General features: G+C 31.1%; 20 protein-coding genes and 1 other annotated feature. Of the genes, 18 read left to right on the plus strand and 2 right to left on the minus strand.

The features are described 5' to 3' along the window. Position 1 precedes the first annotated feature (1 nt). The 6 genes from CCC31_RS01840 to CCC31_RS01865 all read left to right on the plus strand — a co-directional run bounded on the left by CCC31_RS01840 (position 2) and on the right by CCC31_RS01865 (position 5,532). The gene (locus CCC31_RS01840; RefSeq protein WP_117908698.1) at positions 2-979 is read left to right on the plus strand and encodes an ABC transporter permease; all 978 of its coding nucleotides are present in this window, start codon (positions 2-4) and stop codon (positions 977-979) included. Positions 980-1,197: 218 nt separating this feature from the next. Further along, positions 1,198-2,097, plus strand: coding sequence for a ribokinase (locus tag CCC31_RS01845; protein WP_022089715.1), 900 nt, complete (start codon positions 1,198-1,200; stop codon positions 2,095-2,097). 156 nt (positions 2,098-2,253) lie between these two features. Further along, positions 2,254-2,994, plus strand: a complete 741-nt coding sequence (locus CCC31_RS01850) for a DeoR/GlpR family DNA-binding transcription regulator (RefSeq protein WP_022089716.1) — start codon at positions 2,254-2,256, stop codon at positions 2,992-2,994. Positions 2,995-3,074: 80 nt separating this feature from the next. Next, the gene (rpiB, locus tag CCC31_RS01855) at positions 3,075-3,527 is read left to right on the plus strand and encodes a ribose 5-phosphate isomerase B (protein WP_022089717.1); all 453 of its coding nucleotides are present in this window, start codon (positions 3,075-3,077) and stop codon (positions 3,525-3,527) included. Between the two features lie 18 nt (positions 3,528-3,545). Continuing rightward, complete coding sequence (locus CCC31_RS01860) at positions 3,546-3,782, plus strand: hypothetical protein (RefSeq protein ID WP_022089718.1); 237 nt, start codon at positions 3,546-3,548, stop codon at positions 3,780-3,782. 118 nt (positions 3,783-3,900) lie between these two features. After that, complete coding sequence (locus CCC31_RS01865) at positions 3,901-5,532, plus strand: Na+/H+ antiporter NhaC family protein (protein ID WP_022089719.1); 1,632 nt, start codon at positions 3,901-3,903, stop codon at positions 5,530-5,532. A 170-nt stretch (positions 5,533-5,702) separates the two neighbouring features. Here CCC31_RS01865 and CCC31_RS01870 read toward each other — a convergent pair whose 3' ends face one another. Beyond that, positions 5,703-6,500, minus strand: a complete 798-nt coding sequence (locus CCC31_RS01870; RefSeq protein ID WP_290849185.1) for a polysaccharide deacetylase family protein — start codon at positions 6,498-6,500, stop codon at positions 5,703-5,705. A gap of 139 nt (positions 6,501-6,639) precedes the next feature. Between CCC31_RS01870 and CCC31_RS01875 the strand changes: the two genes are divergently transcribed. From CCC31_RS01875 to CCC31_RS01905, 7 genes are all read left to right on the plus strand, one after another. Beyond that, a complete protein-coding gene (locus CCC31_RS01875) occupies positions 6,640-7,272 on the plus strand; it encodes a peptidoglycan recognition family protein (RefSeq protein WP_290849187.1) in 633 nt (210 codons plus the stop codon). Between the two features lie 90 nt (positions 7,273-7,362). Next, on the plus strand, positions 7,363-7,536 hold the full coding sequence (locus CCC31_RS01880; protein ID WP_260978406.1) for a hypothetical protein: 174 nt from the start codon (positions 7,363-7,365) through the stop codon (positions 7,534-7,536). Positions 7,537-7,677: 141 nt separating this feature from the next. Then, positions 7,678-9,453 carry an Ig-like domain-containing protein gene (locus tag CCC31_RS01885; RefSeq protein WP_290849191.1) on the plus strand — a complete coding sequence of 592 codons (1,776 nt, stop codon included), beginning with the start codon at positions 7,678-7,680 and terminating at the stop codon, positions 9,451-9,453. A gap of 524 nt (positions 9,454-9,977) precedes the next feature. After that, positions 9,978-10,550 (plus strand): manganese efflux pump MntP family protein, encoded by a 573-nt coding sequence (locus tag CCC31_RS01890; protein ID WP_117908706.1) that lies wholly within the window; start codon positions 9,978-9,980, stop codon positions 10,548-10,550. A gap of 121 nt (positions 10,551-10,671) precedes the next feature. After that, positions 10,672-11,646 carry a calcium/sodium antiporter gene (locus tag CCC31_RS01895; RefSeq protein ID WP_117909029.1) on the plus strand — a complete coding sequence of 325 codons (975 nt, stop codon included), beginning with the start codon at positions 10,672-10,674 and terminating at the stop codon, positions 11,644-11,646. Between the two features lie 196 nt (positions 11,647-11,842). After that, positions 11,843-12,079, plus strand: a binding site (T-box leader). A gap of 110 nt (positions 12,080-12,189) precedes the next feature. Continuing rightward, positions 12,190-13,947, plus strand: a complete 1,758-nt coding sequence (gene aspS / locus CCC31_RS01900) for an aspartate--tRNA ligase (protein WP_290849195.1) — start codon at positions 12,190-12,192, stop codon at positions 13,945-13,947. Positions 13,948-14,132: 185 nt separating this feature from the next. Further along, entirely contained in the window at positions 14,133-14,783 is a 651-nt protein-coding gene (locus tag CCC31_RS01905; RefSeq protein ID WP_290849197.1) for an HAD-IA family hydrolase, read from the plus strand. A 143-nt stretch (positions 14,784-14,926) separates the two neighbouring features. Here the strand turns inward: CCC31_RS01905 and CCC31_RS01910 are convergent, their stop codons facing one another. Next, positions 14,927-17,596 (minus strand): YfhO family protein, encoded by a 2,670-nt coding sequence (locus CCC31_RS01910; RefSeq protein WP_290849199.1) that lies wholly within the window; start codon positions 17,594-17,596, stop codon positions 14,927-14,929. Between the two features lie 423 nt (positions 17,597-18,019). Between CCC31_RS01910 and CCC31_RS01915 the strand changes: the two genes are divergently transcribed. The 5 genes from CCC31_RS01915 (at position 18,020) to CCC31_RS01935 (ending at position 23,207) form a co-directional block, all read left to right on the plus strand. After that, on the plus strand, positions 18,020-18,739 hold the full coding sequence (locus tag CCC31_RS01915; protein WP_118565361.1) for a PIG-L family deacetylase: 720 nt from the start codon (positions 18,020-18,022) through the stop codon (positions 18,737-18,739). A 76-nt stretch (positions 18,740-18,815) separates the two neighbouring features. Then, positions 18,816-19,520, plus strand: coding sequence for a LytTR family DNA-binding domain-containing protein (locus CCC31_RS01920; protein WP_118565360.1), 705 nt, complete (start codon positions 18,816-18,818; stop codon positions 19,518-19,520). A 204-nt stretch (positions 19,521-19,724) separates the two neighbouring features. Then, on the plus strand, positions 19,725-20,117 hold the full coding sequence (locus CCC31_RS01925) for a hypothetical protein (RefSeq protein WP_118565359.1): 393 nt from the start codon (positions 19,725-19,727) through the stop codon (positions 20,115-20,117). An 83-nt stretch (positions 20,118-20,200) separates the two neighbouring features. Next, complete coding sequence (locus CCC31_RS01930) at positions 20,201-21,859, plus strand: hypothetical protein (protein WP_290849205.1); 1,659 nt, start codon at positions 20,201-20,203, stop codon at positions 21,857-21,859. A gap of 40 nt (positions 21,860-21,899) precedes the next feature. Further along, positions 21,900-23,207 carry a hypothetical protein gene (locus CCC31_RS01935; RefSeq protein ID WP_290849207.1) on the plus strand — a complete coding sequence of 436 codons (1,308 nt, stop codon included), beginning with the start codon at positions 21,900-21,902 and terminating at the stop codon, positions 23,205-23,207. Positions 23,208-23,219 lie beyond the last annotated feature (12 nt).

Raw genomic sequence — 23,219 nt, forward strand, 5'->3', positions numbered from 1 at the left:
AATGAAAGGTATATGGAATAAATATAAACGTGAATTTGTAGTGTTAATAGCTACACTTGCAATGTGTGTAGTATTCACAGTGTTAAATAAAAATTTCTTAAATTACAGTAACTTTTTAACAGTTTTGCAACAGATGGTATTAAATGGTATACTTGCAGTAGGTATGATGTTTACAATCATTACCGGAGGTATCGACCTTTCAGTAGGATGTACATACGCAATCACAGGTATTGTAGTAGCTTCATGTACAGTTAACTATGGAATGAATCCATTTTTAGCTATTTTAGTAGGTATATTAATTGGAGCAGTTCTTGGAGCATTCAATGGTTTCCTTATTAATCAGTTAAAACTTCAGCCTTTCATTGCTACATTAGGTACAATGAGTTTATACAGAGGTATTGCTTACGTAGTAACAGGTGGTGTTCCTGTAACTAATGTTCCAACATCATACAGAGACATTTTCAATGGAATCGTGTTTGGTGGTGTAAGAAACTACATCATCGTAATGGTAGTAGTATTCGTAATAGCTCACATTCTTTTATCAAAAATGAGAAGTGGAGATTACTTATATGCAGTAGGTGGAAATGAAGAAGCAGCTAAATTATCAGGTGTTAATGTAATTAAAACAAAGTATATCGCTTACATTTTCTGCGGAATATGTGCAGCAATAGCAGGTATGATTATGTTAGCAAGTTTAGGTTCAGCAGAAGCTACAGCAGGTCAGGCTTATGAAACAAATGCCATCGCAGCAGCAGCTATCGGTGGAACAAGAATGGCAGGTGGTAAAGGTACAGCACTTGGAACATTCATTGGAGCATTAATGCTTGCAGTATTAAAAGTAGGTATGGTAGTTATCAACGTTGACTCTTTCTGGCAGTTCGTTGTAACTGGTATTATAATCATTGTAGCTTCATACTTTGAATTTATTCAGCAGGATATTAAAGGATTTGTTGCACGTCATAAAAAAGCTGCAAACTAAATAATGGCATTATATAATGAACATTATAAGAAACTAAAATAAATATTTGATTTAAGAGGTGCAGGAATATTAATTTAAATATTTATGCACCTCTTGTTGTATAATTACATAATGTAAGTGTCAAAAGAATAAATGGCGATTGTGTTTGTGAAAATAATAAACTTGTATTTATTGACACTTAGCAATGTGAACGGAAAAATGTCAAAGGAGAAACATAAATGAAAGATAAGATTACAGTTATTGGTAGTCTGAACTATGATATTATTTTGAAAATATCAAGATTGCCATATAAAGGAGAAACATTGCCGGTAAATGAAGCTGCATACAGTGCGGGTGGAAAAGGCGCAAATCAGGCAGTTCAGGCAGCAAAGCTCCATACACCGACATATATGGTTGGATGTGTAGGAACAGATGCAGCGGCAGATTTTCTTGTAAGTACAGCGAAGCAGTATGGAGTAAACACAGATTATATAAGAAAAGTTCCGGGAAGCAGCGGAATGGGAATTATAAACGCAATTGATGACGGAAGTGTATTTGCTTGCATAGTAAGAGGTGCAAATTATGAAATAACAAAGCAGGATATAGACCATGCAATGCCAGCATTAAAAGAATCTAAAGTTTGTATTTTGCAAAATGAAATTCCTGTAGAAATGATTGAATATGCAATTGATAAAGCTAAGGAAGCCGGATGTATCGTAGTTTTAAATGCGGCTCCGGCGATAGAACTCAAAGATGAATATTTGGCGAAAACAGATATATTAGTTGTTAATGAAGTAGAAGCAGCTTTTTATTGCAAGACAGAAATTGATTCTCTTGATAAAGCAAAAGAAGAAATAAAGAAAACTGCTGAAAAATATGGAAACAATGTAATCTTTACATTAGGTAAGGATGGAGCGGTTGTATACGAAGATGGTAAAATAGAAGTAATTCCGGCAATGAAAGTAGATGCGGTAGAAACTACAGGTGCCGGAGATTCATATATTGGAGCAGTAAGTCATTCGATAGTTGAAGGAAAAGGATTAATAGAAGCTTGTAAATTTGCAACAAAGTGCAGCGCAATAACTGTATGCAGATATGGCGCACAGCCTTCAATGCCAACTTTAGAAGAAGTTGAATAGAAATGACAAAAAATGACAAAAAATGATTGAAAAGTTTTCCGCAAAAGTATAAACTATAAATAGGTATAATTTATCTAATAAAACCAAGAAGGAATAGGATATAGAAAGTATAAACTATAACTGTTTATTTATACTTTTCAATGTTAGGAGGCAGATATGATTCCATATGAAAGAAGGTTACAAATATTAGATTTACTGGAAAAAAGCGAAGTCGTATCTTTGGATGAGTTCTGCAAATCTTTAGGGGGCGTATCGGAGTCTACCGTTAGAAGAGATTTGAAGACTATGGAAAAAGAAGGAGAGATAACTTTACTCAGAGGTGGTGGTGCCTGTTTAAAGAGAGGAAGTTATGAAGTACCTGTAATTTCTAAATTTAGTAAAAATGTCGAAGAGAAAGAACGTATTGCAAAGTATGCGGCTGATTTAGTTAAAGACGGTGAATCAATTTATATTGATTCAGGAAGCACAGCTTTAATGATGATAAAATATTTGAGAGAAAAAAATATTACTGTTGTAACAACAAATGCAATGATTTATCAGGAGTTGCAGACCAATAATATTAAATGTATTGTTGCAGGAGGAGAGATTAATATAACAACTGCATCAATAATAGGAATTACAACAAATAATTTCCTTAAAAAATATTATTTTGATAAAGCATTTATTGGAATGTCCGGTTTCTCAGAAGGGGCAGGATTCAACACACCTGATTTACTTGAAGCTGAAAAGAAGCGTATAGTACATCATAATTCGACAAAATCATACGTTCTTGCAGACAGCACGAAATCAGGCAAAAATACATTATGCAAAGTTATGGAATTAGAGGAAGCAACAATAATTTGTGATAAGAAAACAAGTGTTGTTGAAGCAGGCAATAATTACATAATAGCAGAATAAACATAGTATTAAATTTGTTGCAAAAATTTTCACAAAAATAAAACATGTGAATACAAAAATAAATATTAGAGGTGTGAACTATGAAGATAGGAATTGGAAATGATCATGTTGCAGTAGACATGAAAAATGAAATTAAAGAATATCTTGAAAGCAAAGGATATGAAGTTGTAAACTTTGGAACAGATTCTAAGGAAAGATGCAATTATCCTGTTTATGGTGAGGCAGTAGCAAATGCTGTTGTAAGTGGAGAAGTAGACTGTGGTGTTTTAATCTGTGGAACAGGCGTAGGAATTTCACTTGCAGCTAATAAAGTTAATGGAATAAGAGCATGTGTATGTAGCGAACCATATAGTGCAAAATTATCGAAGCAGCATAATAATTCTAATATCATAGCATTTGGCGCAAGAGTAATTGGTGTTGAAACAGCCAAGATGATAGTAGATGAGTGGTTAAATGCTGAATATGAAGGCGGACGTCATCAGGTTAGAATTGATATGATTAAGGAAATTGAAGAAAAACAAAAACAAAAATAAAAAAGGAGATAGAGAGCTATGAAGGTAAAAAATATTTCAAATCCCGAAGAATTTTTAAAGGTTATTGACAGTTGTGAAGGCAAAGTAGAATTAATTACAGATGATGGAGACAGATTAAATTTAAAATCAAAATTATGCCAGTTAGTTTCATTATCAACAATTTTTTCGTCAGCAGCAAAAATACCTGAAATGGAAATTATTGCCCATGAATTGGAAGATTCTAAAAAGATAATGGATTATCTTATGCGTGGATAAATAAAAAAGTAACTTAATATTTAAAGGAATACTAATAAAGCCGATGCGAAAGCATCGGCTTTATGTTATAATGTGCGATATGGGTAATGAAATAAAAAAAGACAAGGAGAAGAGTTTTATGAAACGAAGAAACAAAGGTTTAATGTTGCTTGTTACATTGCTGTTGATAACATTATTTTCAACAACGGTATTTGCAGCAGATGAAGCAGAGTATGTTCCTAAATTATTTGGGACATTTTGGGCGTTGATACCGCCACTTGTGGCAATTGTACTTGCATTGATTACAAAGGAAGTTTATAGTTCATTGTTTATCGGAATTGTAATTGGTGGAGTACTATATGCGGGTGGTTCATTTGAAAAAACACTTACACATGTACTTAGTGATGGAATAGTTGGTTCACTTTCAGATTCTTATAATGTTGGTATTTTAGTATTCTTAGTTGTTCTTGGAACAATAGTTGCATTGATGAATAAGGCAGGAGGATCAGCAGCGTTTGGAGAATGGGCTTCTAAGCACATTAAGACAAGAGTAGGAGCACAGCTTGCAACTATAGCACTTGGTTGTTTGATTTTTGTAGATGACTATTTTAACTGTCTTACAGTAGGTAGTGTTATGAGACCTGTAACAGACAGACATAATGTATCAAGAGCTAAGCTTGCATATTTAATAGATGCTACGGCAGCTCCCGTATGTATTATTGCACCGATTTCTTCATGGGCAGCAGCAGTTACAGGATTTGTAAAAGGTGAGGACGGATTTGTAGTATTTATAAAATCAATACCATATAACTATTATGCTTTATTGACGATTGTTATGATGATTACAATTGTTGTAATGAAAGTAGATTTTGGCTCAATGGCAAAGCATGAAGCAAATGCAGCTAAAGGAGATTTGTTTACAACAGGTAAAAAAATATATGAAGAAATTGATAATGAAGGAAAAGAGAAAAAAGGTAAAGTATGTGACCTTGTAGTTCCTGTAATTACACTTATTATATGCTGTATTATTGGCATGATTTATACGGGAGGATTTTTCTCAGGTACAGATTTTGTGACAGCATTTTCAAATAGTGATGCATCAGTTGGTTTAGCATTAGGTAGTATATTTGCACTTGTTATTACATTAGTATTTTACGTTGTACGAAGAATATTACCGTTTAATGAGTGTATGGATTGCCTTCCGGAAGGATTTAAGGCAATGGTTCCTGCAATTCTTATTTTAACATTTGCATGGACATTAAAGAACATGACAAGTAGTTTAGGAGCAGCAGAATTTGTTGAAGTAATAATGAAGAATAGTGCTGAAGGTTTTGCAATATTCCTTCCTGCGGTTATATTTGTAGTAGGATGTGGACTTGCATTTGCAACAGGTACATCATGGGGAACATTTGGTATCCTAATTCCTATTGTTGTACAGGCATTCCAGAAAACTGATCCTGCAATGATGATTATTGCCATATCTGCATGTATGGCAGGAGCTGTTTGCGGAGACCATTGTTCTCCAATTTCAGATACAACAATTATGTCATCGGCAGGAGCACAATGCGAACATACAAATCATGTATCTACACAGATTCCATATGCAGTAACAGTTGCTGTAGTTTCATTTATAACATACATAATTTCAGGAGCATTGCAGAAAGCAGCAGGAATTGGATGGGCTGCACTTCCTATCGGAATTATTCTTATGATTGGAACTATTGTAGGAATTAAAGTTTTAGGCTCGGGAAAAGAAGTAGTTAATGATTAGTATTACAAATAAAAAACAGCATAAAATATAATTGAAAACAGTATGAAATATAATTAAAAAACAGTATGAAATATGATTAAAAAATCAAAAAATAATCAAAAGAAAAATGAATTCATTTAAAGAAACAGTGGCTAATTTATCATAGTCACTGTTTCTTTTGTAGTTGAAGTCTATTGCTCATTTTTTATTTGTTTTCCCTCTGAATCTATATGATAATTATCAGTATAAATAAGCTGTGAAACAGGCACAATCTCATATCCTTTTTCTTTTAAACCTTCAATTACTTTAGGAAGAGCCTGAATAGTATATTTTGCACTATTATGCATTAAAATGATGGCTCCGGGTTTTAAAGACTTATTATTAAGAACTTCATTTACAATTGCATCAACACCATAGTTTTTCCAATCTAGAGAATCTACAGACCATTGTATTGTAAAATAACCACATTCTTTTGCTTTAACAATAACATGATTATCATAATCGCCGTAAGGAGGTCTAAACAAATTCATTTGATAGGAAGTAAGATTTTTAACGTTTTCGGTAACAGTATTAAGTTCATTGCATATTTCTTCGTTTGACAGAGAACTCATATTCTTATGATTTGCACTATGATTGCCTAAATCATGCCCTTGCTCGTAAATCGCTTTTACGTCATTAGGGTATTGCTTAACCCAGCCACCTGTCATAAAGAAAGAGGCTTTAATATTATTTTCTTTTAAAATATCTAATATTTTTTGTGTATCATCATTTCCCCAGGCAGCATCAAAACTAATGGAAACCTGAGGTTTAGCAGTATCTACACAATAAATTGGAAGTTCTTTTGCAGTAGATGAAACAGGGAGAGAATCAAATGTATCTTTATAGGAAAAACCCTGAAAATAATATGTAACACCAATTGCTAATGCGATAAAGAAAAGCCAGGAAATACTCCTTTTTGTCATACTAAGATATTCAGAATTATTTGACATTGTAACCTCCTATGTTTTATTGTACAGTTTATGAAAAATACGGGATGGATATGATTACAAATTTATAAATTATAGAGTATAATAAGCCGTGGAAAATATATGAAATTTTATTTAATTAAGAAACATAGGATGGCATAAAATGAGATACATGAGAAAATCAAAACGTAGAAAAGAAAGAATTAAAAAAATCGGAATATTATTAATAGTTGCATTAGTGGCTATGGTTGCATGGAAGGCAAGTGAAATTTATTATGGCAAAATAAATTTGAGTAAGTTGGAAAACATGGAAAGACCGGAGTGGATAGATGACCAGATTATAGATGTGGATGGAGCATCAAGAAGTGGAGAAAAACTTGGCAGCGTTAAAGATATAGTTATTCACTATGTCGGAAATCCGGGAAGTACGGCACAGCAAAACCATGATTTTTATGCTGGAAATCAGTCAAATGTAAGTTCTCATTTTGTGGTAGGATTAGATGGCGAAGTAATTCAATGTATTCCGTTAGATGAAATGTCAGCAGCAAGTAATTGGCGAAACAATGACACTATATCGATAGAGGTATGTCATCCGGACAAATCAGGAAAATTTAATAAAAAGACTTATAAATCTTTGGTAAAACTTACTGCATGGCTCGAAATGGCATGTGGGTTAAATGAAGACCATGTAATTAGACATTATGATATAACAGGAAAAGAATGCCCAAGATACTATGTTAAACATGAAGATGCGTGGAAAAAATTTAAAAAAGATGTAAAGAAATACAGAAAATAATCTGAAAAAACCATAAGAAAATACTCATGTGAAAATAACAAAAAAGAAAATGTTATACGAATATAATCACTGAAAAGAAGCGAAGCGGATTTGGCATGTCAGGAAGAAAAAATAAAAGAAAATTTGCCTAAAGTGGCTATTATATGTGAATATGATGCAATGCCTGAAATTGGACATGGTTGTGGGTATTCGGCAAGTTGTGCAGCAGGAATTATATGTGCACTTGCAATTAAAGAAGAACATAGTGAGTATAGAAACCGATAATTGGGATTTTATATCCTAAATAAAAAGGCAAAACTGGGGCAAATTCTTAATTTTACTAATTTGCCCTTTAAGAAATAAAAAAATGTATTATAATATGTTAGGTGTGTAAAGCACAAAAATATATGAGTAAGGAAGAAAAGAATGGGAAATCAAGTAAAAAAAATGGGAAAAGCATTAATGCTTGTTCTTGCAATGTTAGTATGTTTTAACATTGGTGTTATGGCGCAGGAAATAGAGGCAACAATGGCACCGGAAAATGTAAAAGAAGCAGAAACGACAAAGGTAGCAGGAGAAACAGAAACAACAAAACATACAGGTGAAGTTGAAACAACAACTAAAGCAAATGAGACAGAAACAACAAAGCCTTCAGGAGAGACAGAAACAACAACCCCTAGTGAAAACAATAATGGAACAAATACAACGCAGCCAAATGTAAGAATTTTATTTGTTGGTAATAGTTCAACTTATTATAATGATATGCCACAGATGGTAAAAGGACTTGCACAGGCTGATGGAGTGAATGTAACAATTCAGGCACTTACAGCAGCAAATTACAAACTTTATCAGTTCGCTGATGAAAAGGATACATATGGTTCTCAGCTTATAAGTGCATTAAAAAATTATAAGTGGGATTATGTAATTCTTCAGGACCACAGAGAAATGATTATCACAGATATTGCAAAAACTCAGACAGCAATTGAAACATTGAAACCATTAATTCAGAGTTCAGGTGCAAAGATGCTTCTTTATGATACACAGGCTGATTATATTGGAAGGAGTTTTACTGCAACAGGATATAGCTATTATTTATCACATAATGAAATACAGCATTATATGATAAAGGGTTATTATATGATGGGAAATAAGTATGGCGCGCAAGTTATTTCATCAGGAGTTAATTTTGAAAGATGCTTAAAACAGTTTCCTGATATAAAATTATACAATGCGGATAACATACATCCTACGCCTACAGGAAGTTATTTGGCAGCGTGTACAATTTATGGAACAATATTTAATACAACTGCATTAGAAAATAAGTATTTACCTGAAAGTGAATACGATTCTAATGGACTTCTTAAGAAAGTTACTAAAGAAAATGCATTAAAAATGCAGGCTATAGCAGATCCAAGATTGACAATTGATACTTCATATGTAGAGGTAAATAAAGGCTTTAATTCAAAAGTAACAGCAACATTGATTGCAAATGAAAAGAATGAAATTTTGAAAGATTATAAAAATGAAATTCAGTATTCAAGTTCAAACGATACAGCTATTTCAGTAAACAAATATACCGGAAGTTACAATGCAATTGGCGTTGGAGATTCAATGATAATGGCAACAACAGACAGTGGATTGATTACAATGTGTACAATAAGTGTAAAGCAGCCTTCGACATCATTTGTAATTAACGAAACAGGAATAGCCAAATTATATAAGGGCGATACTGTTCAATACACAACAAAGATAGCACCGAGTGATACAACAGATATAGTTAAATGGACAAGTAATAACACATCTGTTGCAACTGTAAGTGATACAGGTCTTGTTACAGCAAAGAAAGTAGGAACAGCAAAAATAACAGCAACTACAACAAGTGGTATTAAGGTAGTACGTTACATAAGGGTAAAACTTATTAAACCTAAAAATGTAAAAGTTAAGAAGCTTTCAACAAAAGCAAAAGGAATAAGATATGCAAATATAAGAATTAGATGGACAAAGAATACTAATGCAGTTAAGTATTATGTATATCGTTCATCAGGTTCAGGTTATAAAAAAATTGCTACAACTAAAAAGCCAAAATATATAGATAAAAATAAGAAAAAGGGTGTTAAATACTATTATAAAGTAAGAGCAGTTTATTCAAACTCTAAATGCAATAGTTATTTGTCAGATACAAAATCAATTTCTTTGAAATAATAGAGAAATTGATTAGAACTTAAAAAGATTAATCTATTAGAAATGACTGACAAAGCAGAATAAATTATGACAAAAGTTTTAAATAAAAATAGAGTTGACATTTTACGACTATTTAAATATAATTACACAAGAAATTAATAGTCCGTGAGGGAGTAGTTCGCGTGAAAGCGTGATTTGTCAACAATCCCGATAGCATAAGCTATCTGGCAAATATTAAAGAATGAGACTTATGGTTTTGAAGATACTAATAATTATTAGTATCTTCAAAATTATGAGTCTTTTTTTATACCTGTAATATCAAGACATGGACATATGAGATTAAATCTGTTTTGAATATGGCAAAAATGTATATTTTAGATATCGTTAAAACATTAGATTGTTAAAATGTATATTTGGGACAAAAGACGTTAATTTTTAAATAATTTACATGGGAAATAAATTATTAAGTATAAATACAAGATATATACTATGAACAAAGCGGATATTAAATCTAATTCTATTATACAAAATGGCAGGAGATAAAAATGGAATATTTAGTTGAATTCTTATTGTTAGGAGTTGGACTTGCAATGGATGCATTTGCAGTATCTATTTGCAAAGGATTAGCTATGCGCAAAGTCAATAAAAAACAGGCAGTTATCATAGCGCTGTTTTTTGGTGGCTTTCAGGCAATTATGCCGGTTATCGGATGGCTTTTATGCAAAGGTTTTCAAACTTATATAGAAGCTTTTGATCATTGGATAGCTTTTGCGTTATTAGCATTTATCGGAGTAAAGATGATTATCGAAACCTTGAGGGAAAAGGAAGACGATGTAGTTATTGAAGAAATGGATCCGCCACTTGATATGAAAGAAATGCTTATGCTTGCAATTGCAACAAGCATAGATGCTTTGGCAGTTGGTATATCTTTAGCAGCTCTTGACAGACCAATAGTGGAATCAGCAGCCATTATCGGTGTGGTTACATTCGTTATATCTATTATTGGTGTTTATATTGGAAACTTTTTTGGAAACAGATACAAAAAAAGAGCAGAACTTACAGGTGGAATTATTTTAGTATTAATAGGTGTAAAGATTTTATGTGAACACATGGGATAGATAGCATTTTAAATTTTGAAAAGAAAACAAAATGAAAGAAATTCATTTTTAATAAATGTTTTCGACAAATGGCTGCCGACCGGAGGGAGGGGCAGTACATCTTTTTATGGAGGAAAAAGATATGATAATAAGAATAATAACAGCATTAGTACTTTTGGTAGTTGGATTTATATTGCTGGTTAAAGGAGCAGATTTTTTTGTAGAAGGAAGTGCAAGCGTTGCGAAAAAATTAAAGATTCCATCACTTGTAATTGGTATGACAATTGTGGCAATGGGAACCAGTTTGCCTGAATGTTCAGTCAGCATTATTGCTTCAATGAATGGAAGTAATTCTTTATCAATTAGTAATGCAGTTGGTTCAAATATATTTAATCTGATGGTTGTATGTGGAATTTGTACTTTGTTTATTCCACTTGAAGTAGCTAAGGATACGATAAAAAGAGACTTTCCACTTTCAATAGCATGTGCAATACTTTTATTATTTACGGGTTATACATCAATGACATTGGGAAGGACAGAAGGAATAGTATTTTTAATCTGCTTTGCATTTTTTATTCTTATAATGGTTAAAAGTGCAATGAAATCAAGAAAGATTTCAAATGAGGCAATGCAGGAAATTGATGAAGAACTTGAAGAAATATCAGAGGATTTGTCAGGAATAAAATGTTTGTTGTATATAGTTGGAGGAGCTATTGCAATAAAATTTGGTGGTGATTTTGTTGTAAATGGTGCTACCTCTATAGCAAGAACAGCAGGAGTGACAGAAACCGTTATAGGACTTACTATCGTAGCACTTGGAACCAGCCTTCCTGAACTTGTAACATCAATTGTGGCAGCTAGAAAGAAAGAAGTTGATATGGCTGTTGGTAATGTAATAGGTTCGAATATATTTAATATTTTGATGGTACTGGGAATTGCAGCAACAATAAGTCCGATTACATTTTTAACAGAAAACATAATAGACATTATTGTATTAGTAGTATTTAGTGGTCTTGTATGGGCATTTGCATGGACAAAGAAGCAACTTGATAAAAAAGAAGGAATAATGATGTTAGTTCTTTATGCTATTTATACAGTTTATATTATTATGAGATAAAAGAAGTTCCACATTTAGAATCGAATGATCATGAGATGATTACGGAAGTGTAAGACTAAAATCTACTTTGCCCCACACTTCAAAGTGAAAATAAACTTTTAATTTCACAAATGATTACGGAATATTAAGTTTAGTTTGACAATAAAAAAAGAGTGGTTTATAATCACATTAATTAGGTGCATTTGCACAATATATCAGTAAGGCTATGACGAAGAGAAGTAACATAGATTATCGCTTCCAGAGAGCGGATGATGGTGAGATGTCCGCAGAATGAATTTATGTGAATAACACTTTCGAGCTGCAATCCGAAAGCAATGGCAAGTAGGTGCGACGTGGTTGTACGACACACAACAGGGTTTATCCCATGAGTGGCTGCAATGCAGCAAATCAGGTGGTACCGCGGAATAAGTTAGATTAACTGTCCGTCCTGAACTGTAGTAGTTTAGGATGGGCTTTTTTTGTTTGAATTTGCTATAAAATTTGAACAATATAGTTTAATTGTTTTCCTAAACAATATATAAAAATATGAAGGAGACTAACAGAATGGATACAAACACAAATAACATTTATCGTGATGTTACAATGGACAACATATCTGAATCAAATGTTGGACAGACAATGAAGATTTGCGGATGGGTTGAAAACATCCGTGACCATGGTGGTGTTTCTTTTATCGATTTAAGAGACATGTATGGCCAGATGCAGGTAGTAATGAGAGATACTTCATTACTTGATGGAATTAATAAGGAAGATTGTATTTCTGTAGAAGGACCAATTCAGCATAGAGATGAAGAAACATACAATGATAAGATTGCAACAGGAACAATCGAATTAGAAGCAAAGAAAGTAACAGTTTTAGGAAAAGTTTACAGACAGCTTCCATTTGAAATAATGACATCAAAGGAAACAAGAGAAGATGTTAGATTAAAATATCGTTATCTTGATTTGAGAAATAAGAAAGTAAAGGATAACATGATTTTCAGATCAAAGGTTATTTCTTTCTTGAGAGAAAAGATGACAGAGATGGGATTCTTAGAAATCCAGACACCAATTCTTTGCGCATCATCACCTGAAGGCGCAAGAGATTACATTGTGCCTTCAAGAAAATTTAAAGGAAAATTTTATGCTCTTCCACAGGCACCACAGCAGTATAAACAGTTGCTTATGGTATCAGGATTTGACAAATATTTCCAGATTGCACCATGTTTTAGAGATGAAGATGCAAGAGCAGACCGTTCACCTGGGGAATTTTATCAGTTAGATTTTGAAATGAGTTTTGCTACTCAGGAAGATGTTTTCAGAGTAGGTGAAGAAGTTTTAAGTGCAACATTTGAAAAATTTGCACCTGAAGGATTTGAAGTGACAAAGGCTCCATATCCTATTATCAGTTATAAGCAGGCAATGCTTGAATTTGGTACAGATAAGCCTGATTTAAGAAACCCATTAAGAATAGTTGATGTTACAGATTTCTTCCAGAGATGTACATTTAAGCCATTCCATGGTAAGACAGTAAGAGCTATTAAAGTTCATGCTGATATGTCAAAGGGATTCCATGAGAAATTATTGAAATTTGCTCAGAGCATCGGAATGGGAGGACTTGGATATCTTGAAGTTAAAGAAGATATGACATATAAGGGACCAATTGATAAATTTATTCCAGATGACATGAAGACAGAAATTAAGGAGATTGCAGGATTAGAAGCAGGAGATACAATTTTCTTTATCGCTGATAATGAAAAACAGGCTGCTTTATATGCAGGTGAAATCCGTACAGCATTAGGAGAAAGACTTGATTTAATTGAAAAGAATGCATATAGATTCTGCTACATCAATGACTTCCCAATGTATGAATATGATCCTGAAGCAAAGAAGATTATATTTACACATAACCCATTCTCAATGCCACAGGGTGGACTTGAAGCATTAGAAACAATGAAACCTGAAGACATTCTTGCATACCAGTATGATATTGTATGTAACGGTGTTGAATTATCATCAGGTGCTGTTAGAAATCATGATATGGAAATCATGGTTAAGGCATTTGAAATTGCAGGTTACACAGAAGATGATTTGAAAGAAAAATTCGGAGCACTTTACAATGCATTCCAGTTTGGAGCACCTCCACACGCAGGAATGGCTCCTGGTGTAGACCGTATGATTATGCTTCTTACAAATGAAGAAAATATCAGAGAAATTATTCCATTCCCAATGAATGGTAACGCTCAGGATATGATGTGCGGAGCTCCTAGTGAAGTTACAGAACAGCAGCTTAGGGAAGTTCATATTAAAGTAAGACAGTAATAAAGATATAAATACAGATCCCGGGGTTTTAACACTTGGGGTCTGTTTTACTTTATATAATGAGTCGGGCATTTGCGTAAATAATACAAAGCAATATGACAAAAAGCAATTTTATTAGCATATTTTAAAATGAAATTAAACATTTAAACATATGCAGAAATGGGATAAGCAGATTGGAGAAAAATATGTACGATACAGTTATTTTTGATTTAGATGGAACGTTACTTAACACAATAGATGACATAGCAGCAGCAGTGCAATATGCTCAAAAAAAATATGGTTTTCCGGTTCATACAGTAGATGAAGTAAAAAAACACGTAGGAAATGGCCTTAGACTTTTGATGCACCGCTCAATTCCGGAAGGCGAGAATAATCCTGATTTTGATAAGATATTTGCTGATTTTAGTGAATATTATCAGAAGCATTGTCAGGTAAAAACGAGAGCTTATGATGGCACGTTAGATTTGATAAAAGAATTAAAGAAACGTAATATTAAAATGGCAATTGTGTCAAATAAGAATTACAAAGCAGTTGAATCTTTGAAAAATATTTATTTTGAAGGTTTAATAGATGTTGCATTAGGAGAAAATGAAGCTGCCGGAATTAAGAAAAAACCGGCAAAAGACATGGTTATGTCAGCACTCGATAAATTAGGCAGTACACAGGAAAAATCAATTTATGTAGGAGATTCAGAAGTTGATAGTCAGACTGCTGTTAATTCAGGACTTGATTGTGTCCTCGTAAGTTGGGGATTTAGAACAAAAGACATTTTAGAAAAACTTGCTTATAAGAAAATAATAGATGAACCAATGCAATTGTTAGATGTGATTGAGTAAGTAATATAATAAAGAGTGGCGAATTTGTTCGTCACTCTTTATTATTAAATATAGATTATAAAACATTTATTAGGCAGGTAGTGACCATTTTTCTGTATTAAATAAACAGGGTTTTCATTGTATCTAATGTTCGACCCACTTTATCATTGGTTACTTTCAAGACTATCATTCTGATAAACAATATTTCCTGAAAGACCATTTGAGTACGTAAGTTTTTTGCGTTTAAAATGGTTCAATATCTGAATCCACAATCTAATAAAATCCTTGCCACAAAATATAAGAAAAAGAACAAGTCCTAATAAGGATGTGTATTTACCAACCTTTATAAGAGGCGCATGATAAACTAATTTAATAATATGATGTCCTGATGAAAGAGAAAATCCTAAAAAAGCATTATCAGTCATAAAGTAATCAATTTTTTGGCCGTCCACATATACTGAGAATCCTTTGTCGTAAGGAATTGTTGTAGTAAAATAACTATCTTTATCTAAAGTAATGTTCCCTGTAATCATATTATTTTCATAAGCAACATCAGTCATCATTGTAATGTTATTTTTTAAGGCAGAAACCTGGTCATAATCAATTTTATAAATTTCAAATTCACTGAATTCAAAACTACATCCTTTAGGAAAACGAATGTTTAATATATTATTGTCAGCAGAATCTGATACAACAAATTTAAAATTGAAATTTTTATTAGGATAAGCAGAATTAAGACCACTTAAACTATTTTGAATACCATTAATTTTAATCGTTGAACGGTTTATGCCATATCCTTTGATATTGCATTTTATAATATAAATACAGTCCTTTAAATTATCAGGAATCTCAACATTAAAAGTTTTTGCACCCTTCATAGTATCAACATGATAATATCCATCTGTAGTACGCTCTAATTTTAAATCCATATTAAGATTAACCTTCTTTAACATAGAATGATAAGAAGAATTAACATCATCATCAACAACAATATATTTTAATAAAGCAATCTCTTTTTCTTCAGGTGAAAGAGAAAGATATTCGTCTAAACTCATAGTATCTTTAGATGCAAATCCAAGAGAATAAGCATTATCTGATTTATATACCTTGACATTGCCTGCCTGACAGACTGCCTTGTATCCTGCAGGAGCAGTTGTTGTGGAAGCAATGTATTTAACACCCATAAGTGTTTTAAACAAAACATCATTTGATGAAGTGATGGAAATGTCATTAACGGTAGGGTTACTAAGCTGAAGGTCATAATTACACATATTTAAATAAGGCTTATTAAAAACAGATGAGTAACAACCTTCTGAAAAATATTTCTTTCCATATATGATATTATTTGTAAATTTACTATCAGTTATATTGCTCGTTCTGAAAAATGTATCATCACCATTTAATGCAATTGCAATAGCAGCGTTTTTACTTTTATCATAATATTTTGCAGCATCTTTTTTTGCAACCAAAGTGTCAGAAGCATTTCCAACATAGCAACAGAAAATGGCAATTAAAATTGTAGGCAACATAAAAACATAGTTCTTTTTTATTTGGCAATAGGCAGCAATAAAACAAAAAGTAATTATAAGGTCAATAACTATTGCAATGTATATTGGATTTTCATGCATATATGCAGAAATTGCAATAAGAACTAATATGCCAAATGTAACGAGTGCTAATTTACCGGTTTCATATTTTTTAGCTAATAAATCCCTTACAAAAAATGCGGTAACAAGCAAAATTAAAGGAACAAATGGAATAAGAGCTTTTCCTCTAATGTATAGAAAACCGTTTAATAAATATTGACCTACAGGAAATGCTGAAACAAACAAAATACAAATGCAAAGAAACTTCTTTGAAAAATCTTTGCTTAATATTAATATGCAGGCTAAAGCTAAAAATGCAATAGCGGTCACACCCATTCCATATGGTGTGTAAAACATTTCGTTATTAGGAAACTGAGGTATAAATAATTTAGCTAAAGAAATTGATTTACCATCAGAAGAACCACGTCCTGATAAAATAGCAGCAAGACTTGGAAGTAAAATTACTGCGGAAAGCAAAATTCCAATAATTGAACTTGCACCATATCTTAAAGCAAAGAACCAAAACGGCTTTTTACCAGCAGGAAGTTTGTAGTATAGTTCCTGATTTTCTTTGTACTCAAAAAATTTGTAAATAGCATAAATACTTATAGCAACAATTCCTGACACAGCAAAGAAATAACTTGTTAAAAACATACATGTAATGCTTAGAATAAGAAGTATCTTTCTGTCTTTTTTATATAAACGGTCAACACCAACTAAAGCTAATAATAAAAATGGAATATAATCCATGAACATTACCTGCTTATGGCTGTGGTATAATAATGGACCGGCGCAGGCAAATAGAAAAGTAATAAAATAAACAGTGCTTCGATTCATGTTGTTGTGTGATTTAAGCCAAAAGTAAAAAATATAAACAGATAACAAAACAACTACAATACTTGAAATGCTTATATATAATGCCATTTGGACATTTGGCAAAAGATAACTTATTAAAATAATTGGATTCATAAATCCGTAATAAGAAAAATTATAAGCATTTTGTCCGGCACCTAAATTAAGATTAAACTCAGGAAAAAGTCTTCCCGTATCATAAAATGACTGCCTAAAATAATCAGGGAGTACACTGTGCTGGGACAGCCAGTCTACGGAAGAACCATAAATATAATCAGAACCTGTTATAAGAAAAACAATTCCAAGAATAAAAGCAGTCACCAAAGAAAGGTAAATGAAATCATTTAACTCTATATATCTTTTGGACGATTTTTTTATAGATTTAATAAAATTCATAATTTACTCCTTTTCCCGAAAACAAATTTTATTTCAAATTAATAAGTACTAACTTCATTAATAGAATTATTAATAAATATGCCAAATAATCATCAAAACAGTTAATAACTTTATTTTTATCTTACATAAATAATGTACAATTCAAAATTTAAAGAACCATATTGAAATATCTTAAGTATTCTTTAAGAATGAAAAAAAGACCGCTTCGTATGTTACAATAAGTCGAAATAAAAACTTACCGGATAATCTTTAAAATAGAAAATAAAATGAACTAGGTTTAGATTTTATAAATATTTCCGATGACGAGTTACTGATAAAAAGAAAGGAGAAAGTAGCACACAGTATTTTGCGTTAAGAAAGCAAAAAATACTTATTTTGTAAAATTTTAGGACATACGATATAGTCGGCTGCTAAAAATAATTTATGAAGAAAAATATAAAAATAAAGAAAAAAATAGCGATTGTTTCTACAGTAATTGTAATAATAGCAATAGTTGTGGCAACGATAATGGAAATAGAATACGGAAAATTTTTATTTATTCCGTCTGTAAAAAACAAGCAAATGGACGAGCTTGATTTAGAAAAATATAATAAATTAATGATTGTGGCACATCCTGATGATGAACTTATATGGGGTGGAGCACATCTTTTAGAAGATGATTATTTGGTTGTATGCATAACAAGGGGGTATGATAAAACAAGAAAAAAAGAGTTTGAAAATGTAATAAATGCAACCGGTGATAAAGGACTTATATTGTTATATCCTGATAAAATAGCAGGGCAAAGAAGCGATTGGGGCAGATGGAAAAAAGATATTGAAAAAGACATTGAAACAATAATTAATTATAAGAATTGGGACGAAATAGTAACTCATAACGAAAAGGGAGAATATGGGCACATACATCATATAATGACACACAATCTTGTAGATGAAGCTTGCGATAAAACAGGAACTGATGCAAAAGTTATGTATTTTGGAAAATATTATAAGAAAATAAATTTACCCGAAATAGGGCTTGAAAAGATAGATGAAGATTTGCTTAAACAGAAAGATGAAATATCAAAACTTTACCCAAGCCAGAAAAAGACAATTGATAAATTACATCATATGTTTCCGTATGAAAATTGGACAGAGAGGGAGTAAGAGAAAAATATATAAATAATTTGCTTTATTATAATTAATATGATACAATTTTAATAATAAAAGAGGGGGTGGCAGTATGAAATTTTTTATTTATAATACAAATAAAGAAATTGCAGCGCAGATAGAAAATTATATATATGAAGAGAGAGAGTTACTTAATAAATGCGTAGAAATAGATGTATCATACAGCATAAATGATACTCTTAAAATATTGAAAACAGATGAGTGGTACGACTTACTATATTTAGGGATAAATAATTTTGATGAAGATGTATTCCGGATAGCCAGTATAATAAGGAATAAATATAAGACAAAAGGACCAGAAATAATTTTTACTGATTATGACACAACTGAATGTCATAAATTATTCAAATATGAACCACTAAATTTCTATTGTTATCCAATTAGAAAAGAAATCATTAAAGTTGATATTGAAAAAATATTTAATAGGGTGAATAAAGAAGAAAATGAAGTTTTGAAATTTCATTATGATGGTATTACAAAAGGAGTATCATTTGACGAAATTATATATATAGAAGCTAAGGGAAATAATAGTGAGATATATAAAAAAGATGGTAATGTAGATAATGCAACAGAAAGCATTTCAAAAATAGAAAGTAGAGTGAAAACTGAGGGATTTATTAAATGCCATAGATCATATATTGCTAATTTGAAATATATAGAAGGATATTCACATAATAAAATTTACATAGAGGGTGGTTATGAAATACCTATTGGTAGAACATACGCTAAAGAGGTAAAAAAAATCATATTTAAGTAATTAAAATGAGGTTATTTATTTTTATTTAAGAAAAATCTTAGATAACAAAATGAATAACCTTTTGTTGTTTGTAAAAAAAAATTGTAGTTTATCACAATAAGAAAGATGCAACAGTTTATGATGTATAATTAAAATGTAGCTACAACAGTTAATGATTATAATCATTAAACTAATGAATAAATAATAAACAGGAGGTTTTATAACATGAACAAGAGAAAAATAATTAGTTCTGTTGTTGCAGCATCTGTATTATCTATAGGAATGTCTATGGGTATATGCGCTAAAACAATAGACACATCAAATTCAATTGGAAGATTAGAATTTTTAACAATAGCCAATACTGGTTTTAAAACAGCTAGGGCTTCAACAAGAATTTCTACTGCTTCAAAGCCAGCAACTGGATATGCAGGAACTGTAATTATGTATACAACTAACGAAAAGGGAACGGTAAAGGAAGTAAGTAGCACTAGCGCTAATAGTGTAACGGAAGTTAGTAGATCAGCAGCATCTGGACATTACTTAGTCAAAGCTAGAGGGATTCATAAACAACTATATATGAATAATGTAATATTAACTGAAAATACACAGTTGCCATAAAAGAAAAGTGATATTAATTATGGTACTAATTGAAAAATATTAGTACCATAATTGCTATTAAAATAAATGCTATTGGAGGTTTTATGAAGAAGGGACTATTATTGCTTGGAATTATGATTGCAGCAATATCACTTGTAGGATGTAAAAATGAAAAAGAGACAAGTAAAAAGATTGATTTATCTAACAATCAAACGAAGATAAATACTAGTAAGTCTAATGATAAAATAATTCCTGATACCGAAGATATAAGCGATGATTATTTAAATGAAAGATATCCCGGCAAAGAAATATTACATTGGGTATATGGAGAAAAGTTCAAATTATCAAACGAAGATATAGAGGAATTTGGTTCAAAATATGGAACACATTTAATATCAAATGAGCAAATTATAACATTAAATGATTATCTCGTATCAAAAGGAAAAAAATATGTAATCAATTTTATAAGAATGGGATGCGGGCAGGAGTATATTAATCAGGTTAAACATATGATTTCTAATAACAATTCTCCGGATATTATAAATGCAAATGTATTTTATGATTACGATGCAAAAACATATAGTATTTTATTAAAGTATGACTTTATAGACGCAGAGTTATTAGAGAATTTAGAACCATATATGTCAGAAAACATGAAAGAATATAAAGAAAATATTCCTGATAGTGTTTATAACAAAAGTAAAGTTAATGGAAAATTTTATGGCATAGGTTCTATGGAAAAAACAACAACTAAAATGTATTGGTATATAAATGAAGATATTGCAAAAAAATATGATATAGATTTAGAATCTATGAAACAGATGAATTACGAAGATTGGGCTCCGTATTTTGAAAAAATATATAATGCTGAAAAAAATGAGGGAACAAGTGATTTTAAGATAATGGATAATTATCCATATACACAAGTTGAAGACACTGCTTTAGGCTATATTGGTAAATTTAGTGGTGAGAATTACATAGATACTAAGTTATTTGGTAAAAACGAAGATACAGGATTGATTGAGAATTATTATGCATCCGACAATGTAAGACAGGCTTTTAAAAATTATACGGATTATTATAAAAAAGAATATTTTAATTATTTAAATCCAACTAAAAAAAATGAAGATGAAATCTTTACCGGAAATTGTTTTGCGTTTTTACAACAGGATATGGATGTGGATAGCTTTGTGGAAAATAACAAGACTAAATATCCTAAATTAAAAAGTGTTAAAAAAATTTATTGCTATAATCAAATTGAGCAATTTGATGAATTGGAAGATATAACAGGAATATGTAGTAAGTCAACTAAAAAAGAAATGGCTATGGATGCGTTAAATACCATATATTCAGATAGAGTGTCTTCGAATATTGCATCTTATCCTTTATATAAAATTGATAGAGAAGATTATACGGAAAAAATGGATATAGAAAATTATGCAGGACCATCTAAAATTTTTGCAAATGTGTTTGTGAGATATAGCAGTGATTATAAAAAAGAAGGTAGTGAATTAAAGAAAGAAGAAGATTTAGCAAAAACTTCAGACAAAATTTCGGGTAGATATTTTGATTTGAATGACTCAAAAGATAAGATAAAAAGATTAGTAGAGATAGAAAAAAAGTATATAGATTACAGTGCAGAGTTAAAAGGAAAATTTTTAAATGGGGATTTTGACACTACATGGAATGAATTCCTAAAAGAATTAGATGCAGCAGGAATAGAAGAAGTAATACAATTAATAAATGGACAGATAGATAAATAAATTTGTTTATAAAAAAGTAATAATGGACGGAGAAAATTATATGAATAAAAAGATAATTCAAATAATGTTAGCAATATTATTAGCATTTGCATTAAGTGGATGCGGAAAAGGTAAAGTTCAGACAGGCGAAAATGATAAGTATATTGAATTGGAAGAGAATAAATCGTGCTGCAATGATTTGATGGTTGAAATTGAAAGTTATGGAGAATATAGTGTAATTTATTTTTATGATTATTCCAGTAAAAGTGAAGTTTATGCATGCAGTCAGGCAAATTGCACGCATAATGTTGAAGACTATCAGTCAGGTAAAATAAATTGCAATGCTATCGTAAAAGGTGAGGCGAAATATCCATTTATATATAATGAAAAATTATATTATATCTGTGTAGACACAGATGATTCCGTGTTATGGAGAAGTAATATAGATGGAAGTGAAAAAGAAAAAGTAGCAAAATTAGATAAACCGCTAATTAATATAGGAGCAACTTTCTGCGTTTATGATGGAAAGTTGTATATTGCCAGTGGAGTTCAGGAAGAAGTTGAATATAGTGAGAATTCATCATCATGTTTTATAGTTGAATCAGAAGTATATGAAATTAGTATTGATAGTGGAAAAATAAGACAACTTACAAATATGGGAAAGAAACCGAGTGTATCTTGTGATATGATTCAATGTTTTGAGGGGAAAGTTTATATTAAGTATAGTTTTAATGAAAAAACATATAATGAAGCTGGATTTAAAGATGCTAAATCTTATTCAGATTGGCATACTAGTGACGATTTTTCGATGAAAGAGGATATTGATAGATTAGGAAAAAAACAAAATTATTATGTATATGATTTGAAAAATAACAAACTGGACAAGTTAGATATTGAATTTCAAAGTACTTTGGAGGAATACAAAGGAATTGAAGATAATGATTGTTACTACATAATATGTGTAAAGGGTAATAAGTTGTATTATCAGGATCCGGTACTTGCGAATAGAACCATAGTTTCCTATGATTTTAATACTAAAGAGAAGAAAGAAATATTAAATGCCTACAGTATAGTTTATAAATATATAGATGATAAGATATATATGGTAAGTACATACATGAATGAAAATACTAAAGATGAAGTAATACCTAAAGCCGATTTAAATATATCGCCTAAATATTATATATACGATTTGAATAAAGAAGAATTAATAGAGCAACATTATGGAGTTGATGGAAAAATTTTGTATGTAATTGATGAGAATGATGAAGGATTATTAACATATGAGAAGGCATTTGACGAAAACTATGATTTTATAGATGAACATAGCTTTTATGAAATTCAAAAAAACAGTATAAGTAAAAAATAGAATAATAGGGGG

The sequence above is a fragment of the Eubacterium sp. LMAG:50 genome, from assembly GCF_008680265.1.
Taxonomy (GTDB): domain Bacteria; phylum Bacillota; class Clostridia; order Lachnospirales; family Lachnospiraceae; genus Eubacterium_U; species Eubacterium_U album.